At 61.8% G+C, this 13638-nt stretch carries 13 protein-coding genes; 5 read left to right on the top strand and 8 right to left on the bottom strand.

All coding sequences use genetic code 11. The features are described 5' to 3' along the window. Positions 1 to 32 precede the first annotated feature (32 nt). The 7 genes from KW842_RS18585 to KW842_RS18555 all read right to left on the bottom strand — a co-directional run bounded on the left by KW842_RS18585 (position 33) and on the right by KW842_RS18555 (position 8608). Entirely contained in the window at positions 33 to 545 is a 513-nt protein-coding gene (locus KW842_RS18585; protein ID WP_218305613.1) for a nitrous oxide reductase accessory protein NosL, read from the bottom strand. Then, positions 542 to 1366 carry an ABC transporter permease gene (locus KW842_RS18580; RefSeq protein WP_218305612.1) on the bottom strand — a complete coding sequence of 275 codons (825 nt, stop codon included), beginning with the start codon at positions 1364 to 1366 and terminating at the stop codon, positions 542 to 544. Before KW842_RS18580 ends, KW842_RS18585 begins: the two co-directional genes overlap by 4 nt. Then, complete coding sequence (locus KW842_RS18575; RefSeq protein ID WP_218305611.1) at positions 1350 to 2303, bottom strand: ABC transporter ATP-binding protein; 954 nt, start codon at positions 2301 to 2303, stop codon at positions 1350 to 1352. The genes KW842_RS18580 and KW842_RS18575 overlap by 17 nt, the downstream gene beginning before the upstream one ends. Next, on the bottom strand, positions 2272 to 3543 hold the full coding sequence (locus tag KW842_RS18570; protein WP_218305842.1) for a nitrous oxide reductase family maturation protein NosD: 1272 nt from the start codon (positions 3541 to 3543) through the stop codon (positions 2272 to 2274). The genes KW842_RS18575 and KW842_RS18570 overlap by 32 nt, the downstream gene beginning before the upstream one ends. Positions 3544 to 3572: 29 nt before the next feature. After that, the gene (locus tag KW842_RS18565) at positions 3573 to 5741 is read right to left on the bottom strand and encodes a NosR/NirI family protein (RefSeq protein WP_218305610.1); all 2169 of its coding nucleotides are present in this window, start codon (positions 5739 to 5741) and stop codon (positions 3573 to 3575) included. 62 nt (positions 5742 to 5803) lie between these two features. Further along, a complete protein-coding gene (gene nosZ / locus KW842_RS18560; RefSeq protein WP_218305609.1) occupies positions 5804 to 7717 on the bottom strand; it encodes a TAT-dependent nitrous-oxide reductase in 1914 nt (637 codons plus the stop codon). Positions 7718 to 7837: 120 nt separating this feature from the next. Next, the gene (locus tag KW842_RS18555) at positions 7838 to 8608 is read right to left on the bottom strand and encodes a class I SAM-dependent methyltransferase (protein ID WP_218305608.1); all 771 of its coding nucleotides are present in this window, start codon (positions 8606 to 8608) and stop codon (positions 7838 to 7840) included. A 92-nt stretch (positions 8609 to 8700) separates the two neighbouring features. Between KW842_RS18555 and KW842_RS18550 the strand changes: the two genes are divergently transcribed. The 5 genes from KW842_RS18550 (at position 8701) to lpxC (ending at position 13110) form a co-directional block, all read left to right on the top strand. Continuing rightward, complete coding sequence (locus KW842_RS18550; protein WP_218305607.1) at positions 8701 to 9474, top strand: helix-turn-helix transcriptional regulator; 774 nt, start codon at positions 8701 to 8703, stop codon at positions 9472 to 9474. 58 nt (positions 9475 to 9532) lie between these two features. Beyond that, complete coding sequence (locus tag KW842_RS18545) at positions 9533 to 10081, top strand: TetR/AcrR family transcriptional regulator (protein ID WP_218305606.1); 549 nt, start codon at positions 9533 to 9535, stop codon at positions 10079 to 10081. After that, positions 10078 to 11046 carry an NAD(P)-dependent oxidoreductase gene (locus tag KW842_RS18540; RefSeq protein ID WP_218305605.1) on the top strand — a complete coding sequence of 323 codons (969 nt, stop codon included), beginning with the start codon at positions 10078 to 10080 and terminating at the stop codon, positions 11044 to 11046. The genes KW842_RS18545 and KW842_RS18540 overlap by 4 nt, the downstream gene beginning before the upstream one ends. Before the next feature lie 262 nt (positions 11047 to 11308). Then, positions 11309 to 12151 (top strand): DMT family transporter, encoded by an 843-nt coding sequence (locus KW842_RS18535; protein ID WP_218305604.1) that lies wholly within the window; start codon positions 11309 to 11311, stop codon positions 12149 to 12151. 23 nt (positions 12152 to 12174) lie between these two features. Beyond that, complete coding sequence (gene lpxC / locus KW842_RS18530; protein ID WP_218305603.1) at positions 12175 to 13110, top strand: UDP-3-O-acyl-N-acetylglucosamine deacetylase; 936 nt, start codon at positions 12175 to 12177, stop codon at positions 13108 to 13110. 1 nt (position 13111) lies between these two features. Here lpxC and KW842_RS18525 read toward each other — a convergent pair whose 3' ends face one another. Continuing rightward, positions 13112 to 13597, bottom strand: a complete 486-nt coding sequence (locus KW842_RS18525; RefSeq protein ID WP_229223784.1) for a DciA family protein — start codon at positions 13595 to 13597, stop codon at positions 13112 to 13114. Between the last annotated feature and the right edge of the window lie 41 nt (positions 13598 to 13638).

Raw genomic sequence — 13638 nt, 5'->3', positions numbered from 1 at the left:
TGCCAGACGACGCCGATCCAAACCGTTGCTATTTAATGTTCCATGCCGTGCGCCGGCATGCCGCCACTGGTGCTGTTCAACATGGACAGGGTGATCTGATCGAAACGCAGCACTTTGCCGCCTTGCTTCTGCGCGAAGGCGTCGGCGTAGGCCTGCTGGCTGAACGAGGCGATGGTCGCGCCCATCGAGCCTTGCGCCTTGCTGCCGATGACGTACAGTGCATCGCGTGCCGGTATCCAGTGGCCTTTGGGTTTCTGCCAGTCGGCCTTGCCCATGTCCTGCACGTAGAAAGTGCTGGTGGCGCGATGCTGTTCCGGCGCCAGCATTTCGCTGAGCAGTTCCATCACGTCGCAGAAGTAATCGGTTTTGCCGTCGACAAACCGGATCTGTGCTTTGGGGCCGGGGAAGTCGCGTAGCAGCATGCCATCCAGCGCGCAGGCCGCATCGTCGGATGGATCAATGGCGGGCAGCTTGCTTGCTGTGTGCGTGCACGCGGCCAGCACGAGGGCGGCCAGCGCGCTCCAGCGCAGGCGTTGGGTATTCATGAAAATCTCCTGAGTGCGATAGAAAACGGTAAGACAATCCAGGCCAGCATCACGCCGGCCAGCAGCGCTGGATGGGTCCAGCTTTCCGGCATGACGGTGGCCAGACCATACATGGCCTGGGCCTGATCGGAACTGAACACGTTCAGCAGACGGAATACGTCGGCCGGGTTCAGCATCAGCAAGGCGGCGAATATGCCGCTACTCAGCTTGCCCTGGCTGAGCACCATGACACCCATCAGCAGCAGGTCGAACACCAGCACGAACAGGAACCACAGCGTCAGGGCGATACCGCTGGCACGGATGCGGTCGCGCGTGCTGACCGACACCAGCATGGCAATGCTGAGGAAAGCCAGTCCCATCAACACGGCGCTGGCGACGAATTGCGTGTAGCGCCAGCCTTCGGCCACGGTCAGCTGCGAGAACAAGGGCAGCAGGCCAGCGCCGAAGCCGATGGCGGTGGCGCTGGTAAGGGCCGCTGCCAGTCCGAGGTATTTGCCGAGCAGGACTTCCAGCCGCGTTACCGGCATAGACAGCAGCAGTTCCAAAGCGCCGCGCTCACGCTCGCCGACGATGGCGTCGTAGCCGAGTATCAGCGCGATCAGCGGCACCAGGTAGATGACCAGGCTGGCAAGGCTGGCGATGGTGGCGTCGATGCTGTGGAAGCCAACCTGGCCTTGCTGGGCCGCGCCGAAGTAGGCGATGGCCAGCGCGAACACGGCAAACACCAGCGCCACGGCCAGCACCCAGCGGTTGCGCAGGCGGTCGCGCCATTCCTTGGCGGCTAGGATGCCGACCTGGCGCCATTCAATGCGTGCGGACATGGGCGCCTCCGTAGCCAAGGAAGACCTGTTCCAGTGTCGACTCTTGAAGGGTGATGTCGCTTGCGCAGGCAGCCAGCTCGCGCAGTACCGCCATCTTGTCGGCACTGGCGCAGCACACGCGCAGTTGTTCGCCATGCGCCTCCTGCTGCAATCGCAAGGGCAGTGCGGCCAGTGCGACGCGTATGCTCGCTTGCAGCATGAGCGGGACAGTGGCGACGATGGTCAGCGCCAATGGCGCATCCATGCCGGCGCGCAGTTGCGCCAGCGTGCCTTGCGCGGCGACCGCGCCGCCCTGCATGATCAGCAGCTGGTCCACGCGGTGCTGAATCTCGGCCAGGATGTGCGAGGTGATGACGATGGTGGCGCCGCGTTCGCGCACCGCGTGCAGAATGTCGTAAAAGCCGGCGATGCCTTGTGGATCAAGTCCGTTGGTTGGTTCATCGAGGAAGATGATGTCCGGCTGCCCCAGCAGCGCTTGCGCGAGCCCGAGGCGCTGGCGCATGCCTTTGGAATAGGTCTGCACCTGGCGGCCGGCGGCGGCGCTCAGGCCGACCAGTTCCAGCAGCGGCGTGCAGGCTGAACGTGGAATGCGCTTAAGGTCAGCGAAGAAGTGCAGCACTTCCCGTCCGCTCAGATTATCGTAGGTGACGAAGCTCTCGGGCAGGTAGCCGATGCGGCGGCGGGTCTGGCGAAACGCCGCTTCGGCAGCATTCTGGCCCAGTACATGCAGCGTGCCGGCGGACGGCGCGATCAGGCCGAGCATCAGCTTGAACAGCGTGCTCTTGCCGGCGCCGTTGTGACCGATCAGGCCAAACATGGCGCCTCGCGGAATGTCGAAGCTGACATCTCGTAAAGCCGTGAAAACGCCGTAGCGGTGTTGAATGCTACGCAGGCTGACGGCGGCTTCAGTTGGTGTCGGTGCGGGGAACGATGTCATTCCATTTCTTCCAATTCTGTGAGATCGGCCGCATGCGCGGATGGCGGTCGACTACGCTGGGTGCGCGCAGCAGCGGGAACTGGCGGGCAGCAAAGCGCAGTGTTTGCAGCGCCGGGCTGGCGCTGAGCATTTTGAGCAGCGGGTATTGCCAGTTCAGGCGGTCCACCAGGTCGTTGGCTTCGTAGGGCACGTCGCCTTGGCCGTCGGCGTTCTGGTCCCATCCGTTGTAGTTGCTCCAGTAGTTTCCTTCTTTCTTGCCCCATTCGACATCGCGCGACGCTACAAAGCGCACCTGTTCCTGATTGCCGATGAAGTCATTGCCATCGACTTCGTTGTTCGACGAACCGGCAGACAGATGCACACCGGTACGGTTGTTGATGACCAGGTTGCGGCGCAGCGTGTTGTATTCGGCGTCGTAGACGAAGAAGCCGCGGTCGTTGCTGGCGACAACGTTGTCTTCAATGATGGAATCCTGAATAGTGCGCAGCATGATGCCGTGATCGGTATTGCCCCACGAGATATTGCGGCGCACGGTCAGGCTGCGGACTTCCATCAATGCCAGCCCGGCGCGGCTCAGATAGACCTCGTTGTCTTCCCAGGTGCTGTGGTTGGTGTTCATGTAGTGCGTGCCATAGCGGACGTGATGGATGCGGTTGTGGCGGAATTCCGCATCCTTGGAAACGTCAACATAAATGCCGTCGCGGGTGGTGCTGATCTCGTTGCCGATAACGCGCACGCCGCGTGTGTCATACACCTGGATGCCGTTGCCGCGCTGCGCCGATTGCAGATCGCGCCGGCCGGTGATGACGTTGTTCATCAGCCGCGCGTCATGCACGCCTTGCAGCCAGATGCCGAACAGGTTGGCGACCAGCTGGCATTCGCTGATCTGCACGCGGTGCGCGCCAGGCTGGATATAGATGCCGGCATTCTGCGCGGTCAGGTCTTCGCCGCTGTCGCGCACGATCAGGCCGGTGAGTTTGACGTCGGCGGCGCTGATGCGGATGGTGTCGTCCTTGCGCTGCGCGCTGATGATGGGATGGCCCTGGCCTTGCAGCGTCAGCGGCTTGTCGATCAGCAGGCGCTCGTTATAGGTGCCGGCGGCGATCAGCAGCGTGTCGCCCGGCTGCGCGCGGACAATGGCGGCGTTGATCGAATCACCAGCGTGGACTTGCAGCACGGCGGCCGCGGCCAGGCCGGGGCCATTGCCGGCCAGTGTTAGCGCCAGCATCAGCGCGCGCATTAATGGTAGCGAGCCGGGAGCTGTCGTCTTCATGGATGTTCCTTGCCCTTGGACGGCAGCATCGCGCGCAGGCTGTCCAGCGACAGGAAATAGCCATCCGCGCCGATGCGCGTCAGCGCCTGGCCTTTGGCCTCGCGCTGCTTGCGTTCCTTGACCAGCGGCGGGCAGGCGTGATCGTCGTAGTACATGATCATGCAGTCGAGACACAGCATGCATTCCATCTGGTCGATTTTGCCCTCGCTGTCGATGGCGTGCGAGCCGCAGCCTGCCGCGCAGGCGTGGCAGGTGGTGCATTCGGCTTTGCGCCTCAGGCCGAACAGGCGGAACTTGCCGGGAAGGGCCAGGCCAGCGCCCATCGGGCACAGATATTTGCAGTAGGGACGCTCGCTGAACATCGACAGGCCGAGTATCGCGCCGATGAACAGCCAGAACGGCCACGTGCGGTTCCACACGCCGACCAGGAAGGTGGTCTTGAATGGCTCGATTTCCGCCAGGTGCTCGGCCGTCTCCATCGAGAACAAGGACACGCCGATCAGGCCGAAGAAGATGGCGTACTTCAGCCAGCGCAGCTTGTCGTGCAGCTTTTTCGGCAGCAGTTTCTGCCAGCGTTTCAGGCCGATGGCCGCGCCCAGTTTCAGCATCAGGTGTTGCAGCGAACCGAATGGGCACAGCCAGCCGCAGAACAGACCGCGTCCCCAGATCAGCACCGTAATGATGATGAACCACCAGAACAGGAAGATAAACGGATCGGACAGGAACAGCTCCCAGCGCCACTGGTTGATCAGCGAATGCAGCCAGGTCATGATCTGCGTGATGCTCGGCTGCGCCTTCAGGTAGAAGCCGATGAAGCCTGCGCTGATGATCCACAACACCAGTCGCGGCCAGCTGATCAACGGCTTGTGCTTGCGCTTGGATGCGCGCACCAGCCGGTCGCGCTGCGCGTACAGCACGGCGGTGAACAGCAGCGTGGCGATAAACAAGGCAATCTGCGGAATCCGGTCCAGCCAGATGTTTTGCCAGGCCGGGCGTGCCGTCACCACTTTCGGATGGCCGCCTTCCAGATAGCGCGCCGGCAGCCAGTACGGCTGGTCGTAGTGGGCGAAAGTCTTCGCACCTTTGGCATCCAGCTTGTTGACCAGCAGTGTCAGCGTCCATGGCCATGCCGGATTGAAGTGCTTCGAGCGGACGATGAAGATGCCGGACTCGCGGTAGTCCGGCGCATCGCCGGGTTGCAGGTGATAGAGGTTGAGGTAATCGGTGTCGCGGAAGGTGTAGGTTTGCGGATCTTGCCGCACCTGGATACGGTCGTAGATGCCGCCGCGTACAAAGCCCGATCCTTTGAACGAGGTCTGTCCGCTGGCGATGACGAAGATCGCATGCTCATCCGGCTTGAGGTCGCGCATCAGGCGCTGGTAGTTGTCCTCGCCCAGCAGGCTGTTGCCCAGCGTTGGCGTGTTCAGGTAACCGAAATACAGATCGATGTACTCGCCGCGTGCGCTGTCGGCGCCAACTTCGCGGGCTGAAATCTTCAGCCGGCCAACTGAACCTTCGTCCGCCAGCTTGCTCCAGTTCAGGCGTTCGTCGATGGGCGTGAAGCGCGCCGGGGGACGCTCGGCCGTGGTGAAGATGCCGACCTGGCGGCCGATTTCATAGGCACTGCGGGAAATCACCTGGTTCTCGGCGATGGCGGTCACTGTCGCACCGCTGATCGCATCCAGGCCCACACTGCCATCGCCGCCACGGCCGATTTCCAGCTTGGCGTCGCCGCGCAAGCCCACGTATTGGTCGATGAATTTGAGCAGCGCGGATTCGGGGATGCCAGCCAGCAGTATCGGCTCGGAGTGCTTGATCACACGCACGCCGGTGATGACGCCCTTGGCGTCCATGCCGATCAGCGTGATCACCGGCTTGCCGGAGTAAGCGGGAATATCCACCACATCGGTGGACAGGAACACATAGCCGATCACCTTGCCAGCAGCGTCCAGCGCCTGCACGTACTGCGGCGATCCCATACGCCTGGAAAAGCGTTTTGCCTGCGGCATGACATCGGCGCAGGCGGCATGGGCGCACAGGTCGGGACCGTGCATTAATTCGGGTGATAGCTCAGCGTCGTAGACGGTGGCGCCGGCCATCGGCGCCGTCAACACGGCCAGCAGCATTGCCAGCCATGCCAACAGGGATTTTGAAATAAACGTCATGAGGATACGCCCTGCCGCTGGCGTGCCAGCCGGCAGGGACTTAGGCTACAACTACATTACAATCAGGCTTCAACCAGGAAACGGCTGCGCATCTCCAGGTGCAAGGCGTGGCAGAAGTGCGTGCAATACATCCAGAACGCACCCGCGTGATCGGCCTTGAAGGTGACCGATTTGGTTTCCTGCGGATTGACGATGAAGTTGATGTTGTAGGTCGGGATCGCGCAACCGTGGGTCAGGTCTTCCACCTTGTCGTAGTTGGTCAGCGTGATGGTGACCTCGTCGCCTTTCTTCACCTTGATGACCGGCATGCTGTACGCCGGCGCTTGCGACATCAGGCGTACATGCACCTTGTTGCCCTTGCGCTCGATGCCGGCGGTTTCCGGCGTAACGGCGTTCGGGAAGTCGGTCAGGTTGTAGATCTGGCGCGTCTTCACCACGTCGCGGCGGACGATGATGCCGTCGTGCGGTTCCGAGTAGGCGGTATGGTCGGCCACCAGTTTCATGGCGCTGCCGCCGATGTCGATCAGCTGTTCCGTTTCCGGATGCAGCGGCCCGACCGGCAGGAAGCGGTCCTTGGAGAATTTGTTACCGGAGTTGAGGTACTTGCCATCCGCCTGCGTGGTTTCACCCATCGACGAATAGTTGTGGCCCGGCTGGTAGTGCACGTCGAATTTTTCCAGAATGACCTTGGCGTTCTTGTCGCCCTTGAATTGGGCGATGGCGGCGTCGACGTTCCACTTGACGGCCTGGCTGTCGAGGAACAGCGAGGTGTAGGCATTGCCCTTGCCGTCAAAGGCGGTGTGCAGCGGGCCCAGTCCGATTTCCGGTTCTGCCACCACGGTGTCGCGTGGATCTTTGACTGCGCCATCGAACCATTGCAGCACTTTGCTCAGCTCAATCACGGTGGCGGTCGGCGACAGCTTGCCGGAGCAAACGAAGTACTTGCCGTCCGGGCTGGCGTTGACGCCGTGCGGGTTTTTGCCGACCGGGACGTACAGCGAGATGGCGGTTTTCGGATCTTCGTTGGCGGCTTTGCGGCCATCCACCACGGGCACTTTCGAGGCACCGATCGTGGTGAACTTGCCGGCCTTGACCAGTGCTTCCACACGCTCGATGTGCAGGAACACGCAGGCGTCGCGTTCGGCCGCCATCATGCCGTTCAGATCGGCGGCATTTTCCACGTTGTACTGGTTGCAGGCGGCCAGCTTGCCGTCGTACGAGGTGGCGCACAAGTCCATATTGCCGTCGACGCGCACCTGCCACATCACTTCCATGGTCTCGGCGCTGACGCAGCTGAACAGCGCGCCCCATTTGGTCGGATCTTCCAGATCACGGCCATCGTTGGGCAGCGGGATGTGGAATTCTGCGCCGCAGAACACGCGGGTGGTGTAATCGATTTTCGGGTCAACCGGATCGCGCTTGTCCGGGAAGATGCCGTGGAAACCGGCCACATTGGGCAGCTCGGTGATCTTGTCGGTTTCCATCGTATCCATGCGGATGCGCGCCACGCGCGAGTGCAGCTTGTCGTTGATGAACAGCCAGCGGCCGTCATAGGTGCCGTTCTTGTAGCTGCCGTGGACGTGGTGGGTGTCGCCGGTGGTGTACTTCAGCGAGCCATCCGGCTTGGTGCCCATGATGGCTTTGGATTCGTTGGTGATGCCCCAGCCGACCATGCAGTCGATATTGAACACCGGGATGCGTTTCAGCTCGCGGCCGGACGGCAGGCCCAGCACGCGCGCTTCGCCGGAGTGGCCGGAACTGATGAAGGCGTAGTAATCGTCCAGCTGCCCCGGCGCGACCTCGCCGCCCTTGTGTGCGGCTGGCGCGGCGGCGGTTTTGCCGCCGGCCGCTGCTTCTTCCTTGCAGCCGGCCAGGCCCAGCGTTACGCCAGCCAGGCCCAGTGCTGCGCTCTTGCCCAGAAAGCCGCGGCGTGTCGACGGCGTTTCGTTGGTGGTATCCATCTTCTTGCTGTCCATCTGTCGTTCTCCATCGTTGCGAATTTTCTCAACACGTATTTTCAATGCATCTTTTCGGAAAAACGATGATCTGGATCAAGCATTTCAGGACAGGTCTGCGGCGAGTGCCGCAGACTTGATCTAGGCGAGGTTTGCCGGAGTGGCTTTGAACAAGCTTGAGTCGATGCTGAAGGAATCGTCAGCTTCCACCGCGAAGTAGCGGCGCGTTTCTTCCGGCGCGCCGTGCAGCAGGCTGCGGATGGCAGTGACGCGTTCGGCCGGCGTGCGCATGCGCGCGGTCCACTCATCAAACTTCATTTGCAGTTTCCAGTGGTTCAGCTGTTCACTGGCGAAGCCTGCGTCGCTGAGCATCCGCAGCCATTCCGATGCGCGATAGTCGCGCACATGCGAAGCGTCGCGCAGCAGTTCAACCGCTTGCAGCGTGGTGTCATGCAGCGGCGATTCTGGCGCGGTGATGTCGATGATGATGAATACGCCGTTCGGCTTGAGCACGCGCCGTACTTCGCGCAGCGCGGCTGGCACATCCAGCCAATGGTGCGCCGAGAAGCGCGTCACCACCATGCAGAACGATGCGTCGATGAAGGGCAGCGTGGCGACATTGCCTTGCTGTGTGCTGATGGTGTGATGTCCGCGTTCACGTGCAGCGTTTGCTACCACGTCCAGCATCTCGTGTGACAGGTCGTAGGCGGTGACCGAGTCCGCCACCGGCGCCACCGCGAAGCTGGCGTGGCCGGCGCCGCAGCCCAGGTCCAGTACCACCGGCCGTCTGGGCATGCCGGCTGCGATCTCGCGCAATTGCGCCAGGTCGGCGCCTTGTGCGTGGACGCTGCTGGTCAGATAGGCGCTGGCGGTATTACCGAACTGCTGGGCGACAATGGCTTGCTGTTGCATGATTTTTCTCCATAAGTGGCTGGGTCAGTGCAGAATAGGTGGGTTTTTATCCTGTAACAAGACAAGGACTTATCCTGGTATAAGGCACTACCATGCAGAACAAACTCGGCGAATTCATCCGCGCTCACCGCGAGCGCATCACCCCGGCCAGCGTTGGCCTGAGCAGCGGCGGCCGGCGCCGCACGCCCGGCCTGCGGCGGGAGGAACTGGCGCAGCTATGCGATGTCAGTCCAACCTGGCTGACGTGGCTGGAGCAGGGCAGGGAAGTTTCGGCTTCCGGCAAGCTGCTGGCGCGCATGGCGGAGGTGCTGCAACTCAGTGCGGCCGAGCGTACCTATCTGTTCAGCCTGGCGGAGCGGCTGGACCCCCAGCATGATGACGATACCAGTTATGCCGGCGAGCCGCTTGGCGATATCGTCGCGGCAATCGACGGCCCAGCGTATGTCCTCGACCGCCAGTGGAATGCGCTGGCGTGGAACGAGCACGCGGCCGCCCTGTTCGGCGGCTGGCTGGATGTGGAAGAGGCTGAACCGGCGCAGCCCAATCTGTTGCGCTTCATGTTCCGTAACCCTGCCGCGCGTGGACTGATCATCGACTGGGAAGACCGCGCGCACCGCCTGGTGGCCGAGTTCCGCGCCGACATTGGCAAGCACGCCAGCGATCCATCATTGGCCGCGCTGATCACCGAGCTGTCGCAAGACAGCGAGGCATTCCGCACACTCTGGACCTCGCAAGAAGTCGTTCACCGCGAAGGCGGCCTGCGCCGCTTCCTGCATCCCCGCGCCGGCGAACTCAGCTTCAACCAGATCACCCTTCATCTGGCCAAACGCCATGATCTCAAGCTGGTGATGCTGCTCCCAGCTTGACAATCGGGGTCTTGATAATTAATATCCATCCGGTCGGAAATAAATAATCGAGGCTGGCGTGGGACGTAAACGGGTAATTGATCAGGAGCAGATCCTGGATGCGGCGGAGCAGGTGGTAGCGCGCGATGGCGCGGCGCGGCTGACGCTGGAGGCGGTAGCGGAGCAGGCAGGAATCAGCAAGGCCAGCGTTTTGTATGACTTCAAGTCGAAGCAGGCGCTGATTGCGGCCGTTGTTGCGCGCGCGGTGCGGAAAGATAATGCGTTCAACGATAGCGTTACCGAAGATCTGGGCGATGTCAGTAGTCCTGTGATTCGTGGCCGCATCGCTGCCGCCGCGCAGCCCTTACCGGAAGAATTTCGCGCCACGGCGCTGAATCTGTGCGCGGCGCTGGCGCAGGATCGTGAATTGCGCGCGACGGTGCAGAACAATCAGACGGCGGTGGTCAAGAAAATGCTCGATACTGCTGAATATCCGCGCGGCGCCATGCTGGCGTATCTGGCGCTGGAAGGTTTAAAGTTGCTGGAGGCGATGGATCTGTACCACCTGCCGGCGAAACAGCGTAAGCAGGTGCTGGCTGATATCAGTGCGCTGGTGGAGCCTGAATGAGCCGTATATTCATCACTGGCGGCAGCGGCTATGTGGGCCGGAATCTGATTCGTCATTTCATCGCATGCGGTGACAGCGTGCTTGCGCTGGCGCGCAGCGAGCAGGCGGCTGTGACTGTTGCTGCGCTGGGCGCCACGCCACATCGTGGCGATTTGCATCAGCCGGAACTGATCCGCGCCATGCAGGGCTGCGATATTCTGATCCACGCAGCGGCCGATACTAATCACGGCTGGGGCACCAAGGCGCAGCGGCAGACCAATCTGAATGGCACACGTCATGTGTGTGCATCCGCGCGTAAAGCCGGTGTGACGCAGGTGATTCATATCAGTACTGAGTCGGTGCTGCTGGACGGCCAGCCTTTGCTGAACGCTACCGAAGACCACCAATTTCCTGCGAAGCCGGCTGGCGCATACTCGCATACCAAGGCGGAAGCGGAACGCATTGCGCTATCGTATGCCGACGAATCGATGTCGGTAGTGGTGTTGCGTCCGCGCTTCGTGTGGGGACGGGACGATACCACCGCATTGCCGCAACTGACCGCTGCCGCACGTGAGGGCAAGCTGGCGTGGATCGATGGCGGCGGCTATCGCACTTCGACTACCCATATCGCGAATCTGTGTGAAGGTGTGGACAAAGCGTTACAGCATGGCCGCAACGGCCACGTGTACTTCATTACCGATGGTGAGCCCGTGGTGTTCCGCGAATTCATCTCGCAGTTATTGGCTACGCAGGGCATCGTCGCGCCAGATAAAAGCGTGCCGCGCGCGCTGCTCAGCAAGATTTCTGCGATAGGCGATCTGCTGGCTTCGATCAGCCGTGGCCGCATCAAGCCGCCGATCACGCGACAGGAATACGCCACCATGGCAGTCGAAGTCACGCTGGATATCAGCAAGGCGCGCGCGGAACTAGGCTACGAACCAGTGATCAGCATGGAGGCTGGGCTGGTGGAAATGCGGGAGTCCTAAGGCCCGCGAAGCTTCAATGCGCGAAGGTTGATCATTGCCCTTTACGCGGGAGCGATGATGGATCGCCAAGCTGGTAATGACGACACCAAGCTGCGTGAAGCCGATCATTAGTCGCGGCTTGCTATAATGGCAGCGACCGCGCGCAATGCGCCGTCCTGGCTCCGGGCGTCGCCACAATGACGTCTTATCGGCCCGTCCTGGGCCCGTTGTCAGGGAGCTTCCTCTGTCCACTCGTCAAGAAAATCTGCACAGCATCTATGCGATGCTGACTGCTGTCGCCATGTTCTCCTTCATGGATACCACCATGAAGCTGTTGTCCGCCCACTATCCCGCGATGCAGGTGACCGCGCTGCGCTCGCTGAGTTCGCTGCCGCTGCTGTGCGGCTACATTCTGTATCGCGGCGCGTTCAGGGGCATCTTGCGCGTACGCTGGCCGATGCATTTGTTCCGCGCCGCACTTGGCATCACCATGCTGACCACCTTTGCCTTCGGCCTGAAGTCGTTGTCGCTGGCCGAGGCGTATTCGATCTTCTTCATTGCGCCGGCGCTGATTACCGCCTTGTCAGTGTGGGTGCTGAAGGAGCATGTGCGCACCGGGCAGTGGGTGGCGATCGGCGTAGGCCTGCTGGGCGTGCTGGTGGTACTGCGTCCCGAGGGGACGGGCTTCCTGTCGCTGGGGGGACTGGCGATTCTGGCCGCTGCCACCTGTTATGCGGTGTCGGCGATCAGCGCGCGCGTATTGGCTCGGACGGATAGCACCGAATCGATGATGTTCTGGCTGCTGACCCTGATGTCGATCGGCTCGGTGGCGCTGGCGTGGAAGATCTGGGTGCCGGTGCGCGCCGAGCATGGCTGGATATTGCTGGCGCTGGCCTTGTCCGGCTTTTTCGGCCAGTTGGCGATCACCAAGGCGTTCAGCACCGGCAAGGCGTCGATTGTGGCGCCGTTCGAGTACACGGCGCTGGCCTGGGGCGTGGCGATCGACTGGCTGCTGTGGCAGGCACTGCCGGATGGCTACACGCTGCTGGGCGCGGGCATCATCATCGCCAGCGGCATCTATCTGGTGCGGCGCGAGGCGGTTCATGTTGAAGCCGAGCATCCTTAGTCACAGTTCGCTATAATCTTCTGATGTTAAAACAACGCACTATCAAAGAACTGGTCCGCACCACGGGTGTCGGCCTGCACTCCGGCACCAAGGTCGAACTGACCTTGCGCCCGGCCGCGCCGGATACCGGCATCGTGTTCCGCCGCGTCGATTTGTCGCCGGTGGTCGAGTTTCCGTCCAGCGCGATGGCGGTGGGGGATACCCGCATGGCGTCGGTGCTGGTCAAGGATGGCGCGCGCGTCTCCACCGTGGAGCACCTGATGTCGGCCTGCGCCGGCCTCGGCATTGACAATCTGTACATCGAAGTCAGCGCCGAAGAAATTCCGATCATGGATGGTTCGGCCTCGTCTTTCGTGTTTTTATTGCAACAATCAGGCGTGCTGGAGCAGCCGGCGGCCAAGAAATTCATCCGCGTGCTGAAGCCGGTCGAAATCCGCGAAGGCACGGGCGACAAGGAAAAATGGGCGCGCCTGCTGCCGCACGACGGCTTCAAGCTGGATTTCTTCATTGAATTCAACCACCCTGCGGTGGACGGCACCCAGCAGCGCGCGCATGTGGATTTCGGCGACGTCTCCTATGTGCACGACGTCGCGCGCGCGCGCACCTTCGGCTTCATGCAGGATGTGGAAATGCTGCGCGGCATCGGCTTGGCGCGCGGCGGTTCGCTGGAAAACGCCATCGTCATGGACGAGTACCGTATCCTGAATTCGGACGGCCTGCGCTACGACGACGAATTCGTCCGCCACAAAATCCTCGACGCCATCGGCGACCTGTATCTGGTCGGCCATCCGCTGCTGGCCAGTTACGAAGCGCACAAATCCGGCCACGCGCTGAACAACCAGCTGCTGCTGGAATTGCTGAAGCATCCGGATGCCTACGAAATCGTCACCTTCGACAGCCAGGACGCAGCGCCACAGTCCTACGTGCGCCAGATGGCGCGTGAGTGGGCGCTAACTTAAACTAGCCGCCACCGGCGCGGCGGCGGGCCACCATGGCCTTGACCGCGTCGATCAGCGCGCTGTTCTGCGGGCTGGCTTCCAATGTGCCGCTGAGTTGGTCGAAGGCTTCGACCGCCGCCGGCGGCAGCTCCAGCGAACGCATCTTCTCCTTGATCTCGGCCGCCTTGGTCATCTGCACCTTGAGGCGCACGCCGCTCACCTGCCAGCCGCGCCGCGCTAGCGTATCTTGTAATTTTGGTAATTGTTGCTTCAACTTGGCTGCCAGCGCCGTGGTTGGCAGCGATAATTGCAACTGGCCTTCCTCGAACGACAGGATCTCGGCATGCTGGAACATCGCCGGCAGGCAGTCGGCGCAGTCTTTTTGCAGCCGCGCCATGCGCTCGATCGCTGGCAGCAGGGCGGCCATTTTGTCGTTGCGCCGCAGGAAATCCGTGGCGCCCACGGCGGTCGGGCGCTTGAGCGAGATGTTGGAGGAGTTGAATCGCATGCGGCGAAACATAACACAGATAGCGCAGCACCCCAAAATCG

The sequence above is a fragment of the Duganella sp. sic0402 genome (genome assembly GCF_019219065.1).
In the GTDB taxonomy this organism is placed as follows: Bacteria; Pseudomonadota; Gammaproteobacteria; order Burkholderiales; family Burkholderiaceae_D; genus Rugamonas.
Note: the sequence above shows the minus strand (reverse complement) of the source record. Positions and strands in the feature narration are given on the sequence as shown.

Excerpts from the sequence above, each read along its gene's own strand:
- KW842_RS18585 (WP_218305613.1), bottom strand. The coding sequence starts at position 545 with ATGAATACCCAACGCCTGCGCTGGAGCGCGCTGGCCGCCCTCGTGCTG.
- KW842_RS18580 (WP_218305612.1), bottom strand. The coding sequence starts at position 1,366 with ATGTCCGCACGCATTGAATGGCGCCAGGTCGGCATCCTAGCCGCCAAG.
- KW842_RS18575 (WP_218305611.1), bottom strand. The coding sequence starts at position 2,303 with ATGACATCGTTCCCCGCACCGACACCAACTGAAGCCGCCGTCAGCCTG.
- KW842_RS18570 (WP_218305842.1), bottom strand. The coding sequence starts at position 3,543 with ATGCGCGCGCTGATGCTGGCGCTAACACTGGCCGGCAATGGCCCCGGC.
- KW842_RS18565 (WP_218305610.1), bottom strand. The coding sequence starts at position 5,741 with ATGACGTTTATTTCAAAATCCCTGTTGGCATGGCTGGCAATGCTGCTG.
- nosZ (WP_218305609.1), bottom strand. The coding sequence starts at position 7,717 with ATGGACAGCAAGAAGATGGATACCACCAACGAAACGCCGTCGACACGC.
- KW842_RS18555 (WP_218305608.1), bottom strand. The coding sequence starts at position 8,608 with ATGCAACAGCAAGCCATTGTCGCCCAGCAGTTCGGTAATACCGCCAGC.
- KW842_RS18550 (WP_218305607.1), top strand. The coding sequence starts at position 8,701 with ATGCAGAACAAACTCGGCGAATTCATCCGCGCTCACCGCGAGCGCATC.
- KW842_RS18540 (WP_218305605.1), top strand. The coding sequence starts at position 10,078 with ATGAGCCGTATATTCATCACTGGCGGCAGCGGCTATGTGGGCCGGAAT.
- KW842_RS18535 (WP_218305604.1), top strand. The coding sequence starts at position 11,309 with ATGCTGACTGCTGTCGCCATGTTCTCCTTCATGGATACCACCATGAAG.
- lpxC (WP_218305603.1), top strand. The coding sequence starts at position 12,175 with ATGTTAAAACAACGCACTATCAAAGAACTGGTCCGCACCACGGGTGTC.
- KW842_RS18525 (WP_229223784.1), bottom strand. The coding sequence starts at position 13,597 with ATGCGATTCAACTCCTCCAACATCTCGCTCAAGCGCCCGACCGCCGTG.